The sequence below is a fragment of the Nocardiopsis camelliae genome (genome assembly GCF_028993595.1).
GTDB lineage: Bacteria > Actinomycetota > Actinomycetes > Streptosporangiales > Streptosporangiaceae > Nocardiopsis > Nocardiopsis dassonvillei.
On record NZ_CP118614.1, the window covers coordinates 4017190 to 4032173 of the forward strand.

14 protein-coding genes are annotated in these 14984 nt (G+C 72.4%); 10 read left to right on the plus strand and 4 right to left on the minus strand.

Going from position 1 to position 14984, the window contains the following annotated elements; all coding sequences use genetic code 11:
• Positions 1-162 precede the first annotated feature (162 nt).
• From PV789_RS17590 to PV789_RS17615, 6 genes are all read left to right on the plus strand, one after another.
• Positions 163-1344, plus strand: a complete 1182-nt coding sequence (locus tag PV789_RS17590) for an AI-2E family transporter (protein ID WP_274978169.1) — start codon at positions 163-165, stop codon at positions 1342-1344.
• A 213-nt stretch (positions 1345-1557) separates the two neighbouring features.
• Positions 1558-2370, plus strand: coding sequence for an alpha/beta fold hydrolase (locus tag PV789_RS17595; RefSeq protein ID WP_274973655.1), 813 nt, complete (start codon positions 1558-1560; stop codon positions 2368-2370).
• Entirely contained in the window at positions 2367-3701 is a 1335-nt protein-coding gene (locus PV789_RS17600; RefSeq protein WP_274973656.1) for a PP2C family protein-serine/threonine phosphatase, read from the plus strand. The genes PV789_RS17595 and PV789_RS17600 overlap by 4 nt, the downstream gene beginning before the upstream one ends.
• On the plus strand, positions 3698-4021 hold the full coding sequence (locus tag PV789_RS17605) for an STAS domain-containing protein (protein WP_274973657.1): 324 nt from the start codon (positions 3698-3700) through the stop codon (positions 4019-4021). Before PV789_RS17600 ends, PV789_RS17605 begins: the two co-directional genes overlap by 4 nt.
• A 100-nt stretch (positions 4022-4121) precedes the next feature.
• On the plus strand, positions 4122-5405 hold the full coding sequence (locus PV789_RS17610) for a DUF3500 domain-containing protein (RefSeq protein ID WP_274973658.1): 1284 nt from the start codon (positions 4122-4124) through the stop codon (positions 5403-5405).
• 142 nt (positions 5406-5547) lie between these two features.
• Complete coding sequence (locus PV789_RS17615; RefSeq protein WP_274973659.1) at positions 5548-5886, plus strand: hypothetical protein; 339 nt, start codon at positions 5548-5550, stop codon at positions 5884-5886.
• A 76-nt stretch (positions 5887-5962) separates the two neighbouring features.
• Here the strand turns inward: PV789_RS17615 and PV789_RS17620 are convergent, their stop codons facing one another.
• The gene (locus tag PV789_RS17620) at positions 5963-6316 is read right to left on the minus strand and encodes a hypothetical protein (RefSeq protein ID WP_274973660.1); all 354 of its coding nucleotides are present in this window, start codon (positions 6314-6316) and stop codon (positions 5963-5965) included.
• Positions 6317-6766: 450 nt separating this feature from the next.
• Positions 6767-7777 (minus strand): hypothetical protein, encoded by a 1011-nt coding sequence (locus tag PV789_RS17625; protein ID WP_368045840.1) that lies wholly within the window; start codon positions 7775-7777, stop codon positions 6767-6769.
• Positions 7778-7893: 116 nt separating this feature from the next.
• On the opposite strand from PV789_RS17625, the gene PV789_RS17630 reads away from it, so the two are divergent.
• Entirely contained in the window at positions 7894-8550 is a 657-nt protein-coding gene (locus tag PV789_RS17630; protein WP_274973662.1) for a TetR/AcrR family transcriptional regulator, read from the plus strand.
• Positions 8551-8677: 127 nt separating this feature from the next.
• On the opposite strand, the gene PV789_RS17635 is transcribed toward PV789_RS17630, so the two are convergent.
• Both PV789_RS17635 and PV789_RS17640 read right to left on the minus strand, forming a co-directional pair.
• Positions 8678-10069 carry a helix-hairpin-helix domain-containing protein gene (locus PV789_RS17635; protein WP_302475403.1) on the minus strand — a complete coding sequence of 464 codons (1392 nt, stop codon included), beginning with the start codon at positions 10067-10069 and terminating at the stop codon, positions 8678-8680.
• 178 nt (positions 10070-10247) lie between these two features.
• The gene (locus PV789_RS17640; protein ID WP_274973664.1) at positions 10248-11150 is read right to left on the minus strand and encodes a helix-turn-helix domain-containing GNAT family N-acetyltransferase; all 903 of its coding nucleotides are present in this window, start codon (positions 11148-11150) and stop codon (positions 10248-10250) included.
• Between the two features lie 95 nt (positions 11151-11245).
• Between PV789_RS17640 and PV789_RS17645 the strand changes: the two genes are divergently transcribed.
• Genes PV789_RS17645 through PV789_RS17655 form a run of 3 tightly spaced genes read left to right on the plus strand, consistent with a single transcriptional unit; the run spans position 11246 to position 14936 of the window.
• Positions 11246-12610 (plus strand): FAD-dependent oxidoreductase, encoded by a 1365-nt coding sequence (locus tag PV789_RS17645; RefSeq protein WP_274973665.1) that lies wholly within the window; start codon positions 11246-11248, stop codon positions 12608-12610.
• 5 nt (positions 12611-12615) lie between these two features.
• A complete protein-coding gene (locus PV789_RS17650; protein WP_498047481.1) occupies positions 12616-13836 on the plus strand; it encodes an MFS transporter in 1221 nt (406 codons plus the stop codon).
• A 50-nt stretch (positions 13837-13886) separates the two neighbouring features.
• A complete protein-coding gene (locus PV789_RS17655; RefSeq protein ID WP_274973667.1) occupies positions 13887-14936 on the plus strand; it encodes a flavin-containing monooxygenase in 1050 nt (349 codons plus the stop codon).
• Positions 14937-14984 lie beyond the last annotated feature (48 nt).

A 14984-nucleotide genomic window follows, 5' to 3' on the forward strand; every position in this document is an offset into this window, starting at 1 on the left:
CGGGACGGAGGGACGGCCGGGAGGCGCTATCGTCCGGTGGGGCCGCAACGGTCCCGGCACGCCGCGGAAGCCCCGTCGCGCGGCAGCACACAGTGAGGAAGAACCGGCTTGCACACGAGCACCACACCGCCCGGGTCCGCGCGCCCCGACCGCGGCGGCGGCATGCCGCGCTGGCTCCCCCGGGCCATGCTGCTGGCCCTGTGGCTGGTCACCGCGTTCGGCCTCACCCTGTGGCTGTTCGTCCGGTTGCAGAGCCTCATCATGCTGCTGCTGATCTCGCTGTTCCTCGCCCTGGCGCTGGAGCCGGCGGTCAACTGGCTCCACCGGCACCGCTGGCCGCGCGGGCCCGCCACCGGACTGGTGATGCTGCTGGTGCTGGCGTTGACCGTGGTGTTCCTCAGCCTGCTCGGGTCGATGCTGGTCGGCCAGATCCTGGCCTTCGTCTCCGAGATCCCCGCGATGATCCGCGCCGCGCTGGCCTGGGTCAACACCACGTTCGACACCTCCTACTCCCCCACCACCCTGCTCAACGAGATCTCCAGCGCCAGCGGGCTGATCGAGCAGTACGCCTCCGGCATCGCCAACAACGTCTGGGGCGCCGGGACGACCGTGCTGGCGCTGCTGTTCAACGCGCTGACGATCGCGCTCTTCACCTTCTACCTGTGCGCCGACGGCCCGCGCTTCCGCCGCGTGATCTGCTCGGTCCTGCCGCCGCGCACCCAGCGCGAGGTGCTGCGGGCCTGGGAGATCGCGATCACCAAGACGGGCGGCTACCTCTACTCCCGTGCGCTGCTGGCCCTGGTCTGCTCGGGCGCGCACTACGTGGTGCTGGTGGCGCTGGACATCCCCTTCGCGTTCGCCCTGGCGCTGTGGGTGGGCGTGCTCTCGCAGTTCATCCCCACCGTGGGCACCTACATCGGCGGGGTCGTCCCGGTGCTCGTGGCGCTGCTGGAGGGCGTCTGGCCCGCCGTGTGGGTGCTGGTGTTCATCGTCGTCTACCAGCAGTTCGAGAACTACCTGCTCCAGCCGCGCATCACCGCCAAGACCCTGGACATGCACCCCGCGGTGGCGTTCGGCTCGGTCCTGGCGGGCGTGGCCATCCTGGGGGCGCCCGGCGCGCTGCTCGCGCTGCCGATGGGTGCGAGCATGCAGGCGTTCCTGGGGACCTACATCCGGCGCTACGAGGTCACCGAGCACCCCCTGCTCTCCGACGCCGAGGAGGACGGGAAGGACGGGAAGCCGTCCCCGGCTCCGGCGGCCCCGGCGTCCGGGGGCGACGGGGGCGACGGGGGCGACGCGCGTCCCCCCGGCCCGCGGGAGCGGGACGGCGGGCAGGGGCCGTGACCGCCCGTTCCCCGGCCGACCCGGCCGCCACGGGGCCCTGACCTGCGGACCCGGGGAAGCGGGGACCGCTCCGACCCGACCGCTCCGGCCGACCCGGCCGCCCCTGTCCGTGCCGCATGAGGAGATGACGGACACGTCGGTTTCCGCACCGGAAACACCCCATGGGATCGAGTACCGTTCTTGTACGGCCCACATTGGGAAAGAGCGGTCGAAATGGACATCCTGCGCAGGAACAACGTCACCGTCACCGGGGCGGCCGAGGGCCCGACGGTCGTGCTGGCCCACGGGTTCGGCTGTGACCAGAACATGTGGCGCCTGGTCGTCCCGGCCCTGGCCGAGCGGTACCGGGTGGTGCTGTTCGACTACGTCGGCTCCGGAGGGTCGGACACCTCCGCCTGGAGCGAGGACAGGTACTCCTCCCTGGAGGGATACGCCCGGGACGTGGCGGAGGTCTGCGAGGCCCTCGACCTGGAGCGGGCTGTGTTCGTGGGGCACTCGGTCAGCGCCATGGTCGGCGTCCTGGCCTCGCGGGCGCTGCCGGAGCGGATCCGGGCGCTGGCGATGGTGGCCCCCTCGCCCCGCTACATCGACGACGAGGGCTACCGCGGCGGCTTCACGGCGGCCGACATCGACGAACTGCTGGCCTCGCTGGAGTCGAACTACCTGGGCTGGTCATCGGTGATGGCACCGGTGATCATGGGCAACCCCGAGCGGCCCGAACTGGGGCAGGAGCTGACCAACAGCTTCTGCGCCACCGACCCCGGCATCGCCCGGGTCTTCGCCCGCACCACCTTCCTGTCCGACAGCCGCGAGGACCTGAAGGGCGTGGAGGTCCCCACCGTGGTCCTGGAGTGCGCCTGGGACGCCATCGCCCCGCCCGAGGTGGGCGCCTTCGTCCACGCCGCGATCCCCTCCTCCACGCTGGTCACCCTGGATGCCACCGGCCACTGTCCGCAGCTGAGCGCTCCGCGGGCCACCGCGGCGGCGCTGCTGGAGTTCCTGGAGTCCCTCCGGGACGCCGGATGAGCGGGGAGACGGGGCCTCCCGGAGCCGGCAACGGCTCCGCCACCGACGCGGCCCTCAGCGCGCTGCTGGAGGACAGCGCCGAGGAACTCTACGAGTCCGCGCCGTGCGGCTACCTGTCCACGCTCATGGACGGCACGGTCACCAGGATCAACGCGACGCTGCTGAGGTGGCTCGGCCTGGAGCGCGCCGCCGTGGTGGGCCGTATGCGCTTCACCGACCTGCTCACCGTGGGCGGCAGGCTCTACCACGAGACGCACTTCGCGCCCCTGCTGCACCTGCGGGGCGAGGTCAACGGCATCGCTCTGGAGATGCGGTCCTCCGACGGCGGCCGCCTTCCCGTGCTGGTCTCCTCCTCCGTCAAGCGCGATGGCGGGGGGCAGCCGCTGCTGGTCCGCACCACCGTCTTCGACGCCACCGACCGCCGCTCCTACGAGGAGGAGCTGCTGCGCCGCCGCAAGGAGGCGGAGCAGGCCCGCGCCGAGGCCGAACGGGCCCGCGAGGAGGCCGAGGAGGCGCACCGGCGGGCCGAGGCGGACCGGGCGCGCCTGGGGGAGGCGCTCGTCATCCTCCAGAGGGCCCTGCTACCCGACACCCTGCCCGACGTTCCGGGCATGGAGGCCGCCGCCTACTACCACACCGCCTCCCCCTACCGGTTGGGCGGCGACTTCTACGACCTCTTCCCGCTCGGTGACGGGCGCTGGGCTTTCTTCCTCGGCGACGTGAGCGGCAAGGGTCCCGAGGCCGCGACCCTGACTTCCCAGGTCCGTTACGTCCTGCGCACCACCGCCCTGCACTCCCCCGAACCCGCGGACGCCCTGGGCACGCTGAACACCGCCCTCCTGGAGCGCTACGCCGACAACGGCGACCCCCGCTACTGCACTGCCGTCTTCGGCGTCCTCGAACCCGACGGCGACGCCGGACGCGTCCGAGCCCGCCTGGCCTTCGGCGGCCACCCCCCGGCCCTGGCCCTGCGCGGGGACGGCCGGGCCGAATTCCTGTTCGCCTCCGGCGGGATGCTCGTCGGCGTGCTGCCCGACGCCCACTTCGCCACCGTCGAGACCACCCTCGCCCCCGGCGACACCTTCGTGCTCTACACCGACGGCCTGACCGAGGCCCGCACCGGTGCCGGGCCCGACACGATGTACGGCGAGGAGGCCCTGCTCTCCTTCGCCGCTCGGCACGCCCCCTCCACGGCCGACGGCGTCGTCGGCGCGCTGACCGAACTTCTGGAGGGTCTCGGCGAGGGCCTGGAGGACGACACCGCCATCCTCGCGCTCGGCGTACCCGCCCCGTCCGGCCCCGGACACCACACGATGAGCGGTCCACCATGAGCAGCCTGACCGTCACCCGCCGAGACAGCGCGACGGGTCCCGTCCTGGACGTGACCGGTTCTCTGGACTACGACCACGCCGCGACCCTGCGCCGTGAAGTCCGGCTCCTGGCCCTGGACTCCGGCCAGTGCCTGTCCATCGACCTGTCCGGCCTGGACTTCTGCGACTCCAGCGGTATCAGCGCCCTCCTGGCCGCCCGTCAGCACGCCCTTGCCGCCGGGGCCGACATGGTCCTGCTCTCCGTCCCGGCCAACACCCTGCGCATCATGACCATGGTCGGTCTGAACCGGGTCTTCACCATCCGCCCCGGCACCGCCTGACCCGGGCACGGGGGGCGGCGCCAGCGGAAGGGGCCGGTTCCCACCTCGTTCTCACCCGACACACAGGAAACACCAAGGTTCGTTCCCTACCTTCGTCCCCATGACGAACACCACCGATCGGGAGACCGCGAACGCGCGGCACCGACCGAAACGCACACGGGGAGCGTGGGCCGCGACGGTGCTGCTGACGGCCGTTCTCGCACTCGGCGGGTGCGCCGTGCCGGACACCACCGCCCCGGAGTCGGCCGCCGCCACGTCGTCGGCGTCGGAGACGACCGGCTCCGGGGACACGTCGTCCGCGACGACCGGGGAGACGATCGCGGATACCGCGTCCGCCGCGCGGGCCCTCATGGCGACGCTGTCGGACGAACAGCGCGAACAGTTGGTGTACGCCTACGACGACGAGGCCAAGACCACGACGTGGTCGAACTTCCCGGTCACCTTCGTCGACCGGGCCGGGCTCAACTTGGAGGACCTGGACGAGGAGCAGAGGGCGGCGGCCATGGAGGTCCTCCAGGCGCTGCTGAGCGGGGAGGGGTACGAGACCGTCACCGACATCATGGGCGGCGACGAGTTCCTCCTGGAGAACAGCTCCAGCACCGAGGACTCGCTGGGTCAGTACTACATCGCCTTCTTCGGCGCCCCCTCCGATTCCGGTGCCTGGGAGGTGCAGTTCGGCGGGCACCACCTCGGCGTGAACGCCACGTTGGACGGCGCCGACGACTCGATCACGTTCGCGCCCACGCACCTGGGCTCCCAACCCGCCGTCTACACCGACGAGGAGGGCGAGGATGTCCAGCCGCTCGCGAACATGTACGAGACGGCCTTCGCCTTCTACGACAGCCTGACCGAGGAGCAGAGGGCCGAGCTGTACCAGGGGTCGGAGGTCGGGGACCTCTCCTGCGCTCCCGGCGACACCTGCTCCTACCCGACGGCGACCGGGATCTCCGGGGCGGACCTGTCCGGGGAACAGAGGCGGCTGCTGCTCGACGTGGTCGCCAACTGGGTGGGGCTGTCGGACGAGGAGACCACGGCCGAGTCCCTGGCCGAGGTCGAGGCGACCCTGGACGAGACCTACGTGAACTGGTCGGGGGCGACCGAGTACGACATGACCCGGGGCGAGGGCATCCACTTCCAGGTCTCCGGCCCGAACGTCTACGCCGAGTTCTCCAACCAGCGGGGTTCGGCGGGCGCCGACGTGGACGGGTATACCACGGCGGGGTGGGGGCACGTGCACACCATCTACCGTGATCCGAGCAACGACTACGCCGGCAGCGCCACCCAGCAGGAGTCCTCCGGAACGGGCGGCCCCGGCGGCGGGACTCCCCCCTCCGGGGAGGTCCCGTCCGGCGGCCCGAACGGCGGACCGCCCGCGGGCGGCTGACCCCGCGTCCGCGCGGCGTCCCTGACGGGCGTGCCCGCCGACCGGACCGCACCACGGGTGCGCGAGGATCGGCGGGCACGGCGGAACCGCGTCCTCCGTACCCGATGTCGCCTCCTACCTGCACACCCTGGACCGCGAACGGTTGGTGGAGTTGCTGCTGGAGGAGGCCGACCGCTCCCCCGCGCTCACCCTGGACCTGGAGGCACGGGCGGTGGTGGCGTCCGGGAGCCCCGAGGCGCTGCGGACCCTGTTCGAGGGCGCCCTGCACATCACCGAACCGGTTCCCTGCGAACAAGCGGCCGAGTACGCCCGGGCGGTGTACAGCGCCGTGGACGCGGTACAGGAGCTGGAGCGTCCCGGCCGGACCGAGGACGCCATGGAGCTGTTCAACGCGGTGCTCTCCTTCACCAGTGAGGCGGAGGAGATGGTGGAGGACCCCGACGGCGAGGTCCTGTCAGCCTTGGATCGCCTGCACGGGTAGGGGCGGTCGACTGCGCAGTGTCTGGTGCTGGCCGCCCGCAACGTTCCGCACACGCCCGTCTGCGGGATCGTCAGCCCTACGAGCGGGCGAGGACCTCGTTGATCCGGGCCAGGGCGTGGTCGCGGGCGAAGGTGTTGTCCGCCTCCCACACCGCGCTCCAACGCGAGGCGAGAACCAGGTAGTCGCGGTGACCACCGGCTCTCCTGGCCAGACGCAACCGCAGAGGTCCTATCGCGTCCGCCCGGTGGATCTCGCCGTGTCCGAGGGTGTGTCCGGCGAAGCCGAAGACGGTGTTCATGAGAGGGACGAACACCAGGCGTCGGCCTGTGAGTACGAGGTCCCCACCCAGCAGCGACAGGTCCAGGGAGCCGATCGGCAGCGCGGCGACCCAGGAGCCCAGCACGGTCTCCCCCTCCTGGAACATCGTCATGTCCGCCCGCCCTCCCGCTGTCCGGTTGTGTCGCGGTATCAGACGCCCGCGACGCGGCCCGGGTTCCGCGGCCGCGACACCGCTTTCCCACGGGAACGGGGCCCTGCCCGCTTTCCTGGGCCGCGGATGCGCAGGAAGCAACCCGAGCCCCTCATGGACGCCAGGGCCGTCCCCGCCTGCCCGGGGGGCACCAGCCAGCCCGCCCTCCCCCGCTCCAGCGAACAGGTGGCAGTACACCATGAGTCGGGGCATCGGAACGAACACCCTGGGCCCGCTCTGTCCTGGCCTGTCAGCGCCGTCAACCCTGTTCGCACGCTTAGCCGAATACCCTGGCGAACGCCCTCAGCGAGGAGGCCCGCCAGCTCCCTGTGAGCCGGTCAACCTCCGTACACACCGAGCCCGCCCCGCGTTCGTCGGAATACGCACCACGGCCACTGTGCGCGGGGCCCGTCACCTGTGATAGCGCCGCGCGACCGCCGCGAAGGCGGCCTTGGGCTCCCATTCCATGTCCGGGTAGCTCTGCCCACGGCCCTCTTCGAGGAGCTTGACGATGCCCAGCCCGGCCCGGTCCAGGTCGTCCCTGGGGTCGCCGTCCGGACGGTGCGGGTAGCCGGGCAAGGCGAACAGGAACACGAACGCGCTGTCCACGCCCTCGGCCTCGAAGATCTCCAGCAGTTCGCTCAGATATGCGGCCTGACCGGCCTCGTCCCGCTCGTAGACGCCGTTCAGACGCACGGGGTCCCTCGTCAGCGGGTCGTGCTCGACCACGTCCAGCACCCGCCCACCGCGGTCTCCCGCGCCGCGGTAGGCCGCGGTGCCGAACCCGGTGACGGCGAGCGGCTTCGGGCCCCGGGCCAGGGTGCGCACCGCGTCACGGAACCGGTCGGCGACCTCGGCGGAGCGGAGCAGCTCGTACGTCACGATGTCGAAGGGGGTCCAGTCGACCTGCTCGAACTGGATGGATGCGTAGGTGAGCCTGCCCTGGAAGCGTTCTCGGACCGTGGCCACGGCGTCGCGGAGGAACGTGTTGACGCGCACGCCGAGCTCGCGCATCGCTTCGACCCGCCGTTCGGGTCGGCTCATCAGCTGTTCGACCCGCTCCTCGGGGCTCTCCCCCGGCAGGAACCCGTGGTTCATCACGCTCAGCTCGACCCCCGCGACGAACACGACGGTGGCCCCCTGACGCCGGAGCCGTTCCGCTCGCGCGGCGCAGTCGCGGAAGAGGGTGAGGATCTGCTCCGGACGCAGTTCCAGCGGATAGGGCGAGAACCAGACCTCCAGTCCGAGCTCGGCGGCGGCAACGGCGGCCGACTCCAGCCGGTCCGGGTCGCCGCCGATGATCTGGACCGCGTTGCAGTGCAGGTCGTCGCGGATGATGGCGAGCTCGCGCCTGACCACCGCGGGGTCGAAGTGCTCGCGGGACATCCGGCCGTGCGTGACGAACCCGGTGTCGTAGGTCATTCCCCTTGCTCGCATGGCGAGGTCCTCTCCGTCGGTCTCGGTCGTTCCGAGGCTGACAGAAAAAGTGCGCGCACGCAATTTTGCGTGCACGCAGCCATGTATGGGATGCTGACACCGTGACGACACCACCACCAGGACTGCGGGAGCGGAAGAAGCAGGCCACACGCGAGGCGCTACGCGAGGCGGCCCTGCGCCTGGCCGTGGAGCGCGGGCCGGACCGGGTGCGGGTCGAGGACATCGCCGAGGCGGCCGGAGTCTCACCGCGCACCTACAACAACTACTTCGCCAGCCGCGAGCAGGCGATCGTCTCCGCTGTCACCGCGGACCGTGAGGCGCGGATCGCGGCGGAGGTCGCGGCCCGGCCCGCAGAAGTGCGTTTGGCCGACGCCGTCACCGAAGCAGTCGTCGAGCAGTACACGAACACCGGTGAGCGCGAACACCGGGCACTGCTGCTGATCACCGCCCAGGCCGCACTGCGCGACGCCTTCCTCGGCACCACCGCCGGTATCGAACCCCCGCTCGCGGTGGTGATCGCCGAACGGCTGTCTGACATCGGAGCGAACACAGCCCGCGTTCTCGCGGCGAGCGTCGCCGCGGCGGTCCGCATCGCGTTGGAAGGCTGGCTCCAGCCGACCGGGAACGCGGGGGGCGGCGGGGGTTCCGTTGCCGGAGGGCTGGTCGTGCCCTCCGGCTCACTGGCCGAGCAGATCCGCGCGGCACTGGCCCCGCTGGCGCCCGCGTTCGACGCCGCCGAGCGACGCACCCAGCCGTGAGGGCGGCCCGGCTGCCCGGAACCGGCCCTGCGGCCCGGGTCACCTCCGCGTGCGCGGAGCTCGGGCCAACGACCTGCACCGGGGTGCCCGCAGACCGCATGGCGAACCGGCGGTGACCAACGCCTGGCTATTCCCGCCCGCCCGAGAACGGGCCGCTCCGACGGGTGCGACGCGTCCTGGTCACCTCTCCCAACGGACGCACGTCGACGGCGTCCACGGTGGCCAGGGCGCCGGGAGCGGCCCGGCGTATCCGGCCGCGCGCCACGAGCACCCCGCCGCCGAACACCGGGGCGGCCGAGTGCCGCTGCGCGCGGCCGGGCAGGGCCAGGTCGACCAGGCCGGTGCGGTCCTCCAGGGTCGCGAACACCACTCGACGGCCCGAACGCGTGGGAGGGGTCTGCACGCTCACGCGCAGCCCCGCCACGGTGACCGTCGCACCGTCCTCCCACCGGTGCAGGTCCCGGGCCAGGGTCAGACGGTGGTGGGCCGCCAGGCGCGCGATGTCCTCGGCGTGGGCGTCCAGCAGGTGCCCCGACAGCTCATAGCCCAGTACCCGCAACTCCTCGGCGACGGCGTCGGCACGGGTCATGGCCACCGCCCCGACCGGGCTGGAGCGCGCCGACGCGTCGGTGAGGGTGAGTTGGCCCCGAGCGGGCCGTGCGGAGTGGGAGCGCCGGAGGGCATGGGCACGCAGCAGGGCGTCACGGCGCTGAACGTGGCCGCCGACGAGGCTGTCCAGGCCTCCGGCCAGGATCAGGTCGTCCAGCCCCTGCCCGGACAGGTCGGTGCGCTCCAGCACGTCCTCCAGGCCGGTGAAGGGACGCCGGGCCAGGATCTGCTCCACCGCCGCGGCCGGGAGCGAGGGCACGTCGCCCAGCGGAGGGCGCACCCCCCACCGGGGAGGGCCCGCCGCCTCGACGCGTGCCACGCGCCAGGTGGAGTGGGAGGCGTTGACGTCCAGGCCCAGCACCGGCACGCCCGTGCGTCGGGCGTCCTGGAGCAGGACCCGGCGCGGGTACATACCCGGGTGGTGTTCCATGACCCCCGCGGTGAACGCGGCCGGGTGGTGGCGCTTGAGGTAGGCGGACTGGTAGGTCACCGCGGCGAACGCGGTGCCGTGGGCGCGGCAGAACCCGAACGCGCCGAACGCGCCGACCATGTCCCAGACCTGGTCGGTGACCCGGGCGGGGTGGCCGCGCTGGGCGGCCAGCGTGCGCACCTCGGCTTCGACCTGGGCCCGTCCCTGGTCGGTGGCCAGGGCGCGGCGCATGGCTTCGGCGCGGTCCAGGCCGCAACCGGTGTAGGCGTCCAGGACCTGGAGGAGTTGTTCGTGCCAGAGCAGGGCGCCGCCGGTCTCGGCCAGGACGGGGTCCAGGCTCGGGTGCGGGGCCGGGGTCGGGGTGCCCGCGCGGCCGTCGAGGTAGGCGGCGACCATGTCCACACCCATGGGTCCGGGGCGGAACAGGCTGATGTCGGCGACCAGGTCGGCCAGGTGGCGGGGGCGCAACCGGGTGACCAGGGAGCGCTGCCCCGTTCATTAGTCAAGTCACGTGTCGGTTTTGAAAGTGTCGACTTCGCGGCCTCAACGACACTGGGCACTACCGCACGGCCCTGGAGCGCAATCAGCATCACCTACTTGGCCACCCTGGGGATCTAGCAGGAGCCATCGACAGAGAGGTCCGTACTCCTGAGAGACCTCACTGGTTCACGGTGCGTACTTTCACCGTGCCACCCTTCTCACACGACTCGACTTGGATGTCTTCCGGAGGCTTCCTCTCCAGCAGGACGGTGTCGCGCCAGACTCCGTGGTGGCGGGCGACGCGCTCGCGCACGCCCACGGTGCGGTAGCCCGCCTTGTGGTGCAGGGCCAGGCTGGCGCGGTTCTCGGGGAAGACCGAGGTCTGGAGCGTCCACAGTCCGGCGGCGTCGGCCTCGGTGACCTGCCGGTACAGCAGCGCCTTGCCCACGCCCCGGCCGCGCGCGCCCTCGGCGACGTACACGGACGTCTCGGCCACCCCGGCGTAGACCTCGCGGACGGAGACAGGTGAGGCGGCGGCCCAACCCACCACGGTCCCGTCGAGTTCGGCGACCCACCGGTGCCCCGGGATCCACTTCCCTTTCAGGGCCTCGACAGCGGGGATCTCGGTCTCGAAGGTGGCGTGGCCGGTGGCGATGCCCTGGGCGTAGATCTCCCGGACCGCCTCCAGGTCCGCGTCGGTCATGGCGCGGGTGGTGACGTCGGCGGGCAGGTCGGTGGGGCAGCACGGCCGCGCGTTGAGCATCCCCATCACCGCGTCGGCGGCGTGCGGCAGGCCCGTGCAGCAGGCCGGGTTGACCGCCACCCGGGTCGAGGTGCCCACCTTGGTGAGGGTCACGAACCCGACGTCGGCGAGCTTGCGCAGGTGGTGGGAGACCGTGGGCTGGCGGACCTCCACCATCTCGGCGAGCTGTCCCACGCTGACCGAGCCGGGGGTGGTGGCGATGGCGTGCAGGAGCTGGACGCGCATGGGTTCGGCCAGGCAGGCGAACCAGGCGGCGTAGGTCTCGGCGTCGGACTGGGGCAGTGCGGGAGCGGTGCGCTCGGGCTGCGTCACGGTCATGCCTCACATTATCGACCACGATCTATGGTTGCGCCCATCGGCGGGCATCGATAGAGTCCCAATCCATAGACACCAGTCGATGAAAGAGGTGCGTCATGGGCGACGAGCGTCCCGTCGTGGTGATCGGAGCCGGACCCGCAGGCTTGGCGGCAGCCGCGGAGCTGGTCGCGCGCGACCTTCCGGTCCTGGTCCTGGAGAAGGGGGACTCCGCCGGGGCGGCGGTGGCTGAGTGGGGGCAGGTGCGCCTGTTCTCGATGTGGCGCGACCTGGTCGCCCCCGCGGCGGAGAGGCTGCTCACCACCACCGGCTGGCGGCGCCCGGACGACGCGGGCTACCCGACCGGCGCCGAGTGGGTCGACTCCTACCTGGCCCCGCTGGCCGCCGCCCTGGGCGGGCGGGTGCGCTTCGGCACCGAGGTGACCGGGGTGAGCCGCCTGGGCCGCGACCGGGTCGTGGACTCCGGGCGCGCCGGACAGCCGTTCACCGTCCGGGTGCGCACGTCCGGCGGCGAGGAGCGGATGCTCGCCCGCGCAGTCGTGGACGCCTCCGGCACCTGGGGCGCCCCCAACCCGGCGGGCGGCGACGGCCTGCCCGCGCTGGGCGAAACCGCCGCGGCCGCACACCTGGCCTACCGTGTTCCCGACCTGGCCGACCCCGTCGTCCGCGCGCGCCACGCGGGCCGCACCACGGCCGTGGTCGGAAGCGGGCACTCGGCGCTGACCGCCCTGGTGGCCCTGGCTTCGCTGGCCCAGGAGAGCCCGGGTACCAAGGCGGTGTGGGTGCTGCGCCGTGGTCAGATCGGCGACGCCTTCGGCGGCGGGGCCGCCGACCAGTTGGCCGCACGCGGCGCGCTCGGACAGCGCGCCGAGGCCGCGGTGGAGGCCGGAGACATCGAAGTGGTCACCGGGTTCCGCACCGCCGAGGTGCGATCAGCGGACGACCGTCTCGTGCTGGCCGACGAGGACGGCCGGGAGCTGGATCCCGCGGACGAGGTGGTCGCCCTCACCGGGTTCCGCCCCGACCTGTCCTTCCTGTCCGAGGTCCGCCTCGGCCTGGACGCCGCCCTCCAGGCGCCGGTGGAACTCGCCCCGCTCATCGACCCCAACGTGCACTCCTGCGGCACCGTCTACCCGCACGGCGCCGCCGAGCTCTCCCACCCGGAGGAGGGGTTCTTCCTGGCCGGGATGAAGTCCTACGGGCGCGCCCCGACCTTCCTGGCCCTGACCGGCTACGAGCAGGCGCGCAGCATCGCCGCGCACCTGGCCGGGGACCGCGAGGCCGCCGCCCGGGTGGAGTTGGTCCTGCCCGAAACAGGGGTCTGTAGCGGCGGAGGCCTGTCCGAGGAGCCTGACACGACGGCCGAGAGCGGCGGCTGCTCCGGCGTGACGGCCGAGAGCGATGGCTGCTCCGGCGCGTCGTCGCAGCAAGTCGAACTGGGTGAGCCGGACCGGGTCTCGTGACACCTGTGTCCGGTCGGGTCTCCGGCGCGCCCGCACCCACCGTGGTCGGGGCGCGCCGGGGCCTGATAGCCCTGTGCGTCACCGTCACCACCAGCTACGGGGTGCTGTTCTACGCCCTCCCCGTCCTGGCTCCGAGCATCACCGCCGACACCGGATGGTCCCTGACCACGGTGACCGCGCTGTTCTCCGCCTCCCAGGTCATCGCGGGACTGGCGGGTGTCCCGGTCGGGCGCTGGCTCCAGGCCCGGGGTCCGCGCCCGGCGATGACGGCGGCGGCCCTGCTCGCGGCTCCCGCCGTGGCGGCCATCGCCCTGGCCCCGGACCCGTGGGTCTTCGCCGCCGGCTGGCTGGTGGCCGGAGCCGCGATGGCCGGACTGTTCTACCCTCCGGCCTTCGCCGCCCTGACCCACTGGTACGGGAAGGCGAAAGTGCGGGCCCTGACCGCGCTGACCCTGGCCGCCGGGCTGGCCAGCACCGTCTTCGCTCCCCTGACCGCGCTCCTGGAGGGAGCCTGGGGGTGGCGGAGCGCCTACCTGGTGCTCGCGGCCGTGCTCCTGGTCGTGGTGGTGCCCCTGCACGCCTTCGCCCTGCCACGAGGCTGGAACCCAGGAGGTGTCGGACACCGGGGCGACCGAGGGCAGAGCGCGCGTGCCGTCGTGCGCGGTCGGGCGTTCTGGGCCCTGACGACGGCTCTGGCCCTGGGGTCCTTCACCGTCTACGCGGTCGTGGTCAACATCGTTCCCCTGCTGGAGGAACAGGGCTTCGGCACGACGGAAGCGGCCTGGGCACTGGGGGTGGGCGGTGTGGGACAGGTGCTCGGCCGCCTGGTCTACGCGCCCCTGGAACGGTGGACCGGCCCGGTACCGCGTGCCGTGGCCGTGCTGGGTGCCTGCGCGGTGACCACCCTTCTCCTGGCACTGGTACCGGGATCCTTGGGGCTGGTCCTGGCCATCGCGGTGCTGGCGGGCATGGCACGCGGCATCCTCACCCTCCTCCAGGCCACCGCGGTGTCCGATCGGTGGGGAACGGAGCACTACGCCACCCTCAACGGCCTCATGCACACCCCGCTCATGCTGGCCATCGCGGTCGCGCCCTGGGCGGGCGCCGCCCTGGCCGGTCCACTGGGCGGCTATCCGGCGGCGTTCGCGGCGCTGGGAGTCGTGGCGGCGCTCGGCGCGCTGACCGCCCTGGCCACCCGCACCGAGCGGATTTCCGCCTCTTCCTGAACCTCCCCCTGTGACGGGTACGTCCTCACACAAGCCAAGGAACCCCCGTCATGGAAGACGTTCCCCTCGCCGTCATCGGCGCCGACCAGGCGGGCCTGGCCACCGACCGGGCCGCCAACCGGCGCGGTCCGCGCCCCCTCGCCTTGGAGGCGGCCGACCGGACGGGCGGCTCGTGGCCGCACTACTACGACAGCCTGACCCTGTTCTCCCCCGCCCGCTTCTCCTCCCTGCCTGGGTACGCGCTGCCGGGCGACCCGGAGCGCTACCCCTTCAGGGACGAGGTGGTGGACTACCTGCGCGACTACGCCTCCCGCCTGGACGCCGACCTGCGCTACGGCCAACGGGTGGAACGGGTCGAGCGTGACGGGCACGGGTTCCTCATCACCACCGCTGACGGGTCCGGGGTGCGTTCGGCGGTGGTGGTCTCGGCCACCGGCGGCTTCACCCGGCCCCACCGGCCCCGGCTACCGGGGTTGGAGGAGTTCACCGGGACCGTTCTGCACGCGGCCGAGTACCGTTCCCCCGAGCCCTTCACCGGCCAGCGCGTCGTGGTGGTCGGCGGCGGCAACTCCGGGGTCCAGATCGCCGCGGAACTGGCAGGGGTCGCCCGGGTCAGCCTGGCCACCCGCTCCCCAGTGGCTTGGGCGAACCAGCGGCCCCTGGGCCGGGACATCCACTGGTGGTTCATCCGCAGCGGTCTGGACGCCGCGCCGCTGCGCGGCGTGTGGGAGAAGGGTCCGACGCTGGTCAACGATGACGGCCGCTACCGTGCGGCCTTCGCCACGGGCAACCCCGATCACCGCGAGATGTTCACCCGGTTGGAGGGCGGGAAGGCGGTGTGGGCGGACGGCACGGTGGAGGAGGTGGACACCGTCCTGCTGGCCACCGGGTACCTGCCCGCACTGGGTTACCTCTCCTCGACCGGAGCGCTCAACGCCCAGGGACGCCCGCTGCACCGGGGCGGAATATCAACCACCGTGCCAGGGCTGGGATACGTGGGACTGGAGTTCCAGCACAGCTTCTCCTCGGCCACCCTGCGCGGGGTCGGGCGCGACGCCCGACACGTCGTGCGACGACTTCTGGCTCGCGCACACCGTTGACGCAGGCGTGCGCAGGTGCAAGAGGACCGCCCCAACGAGCTCACACCA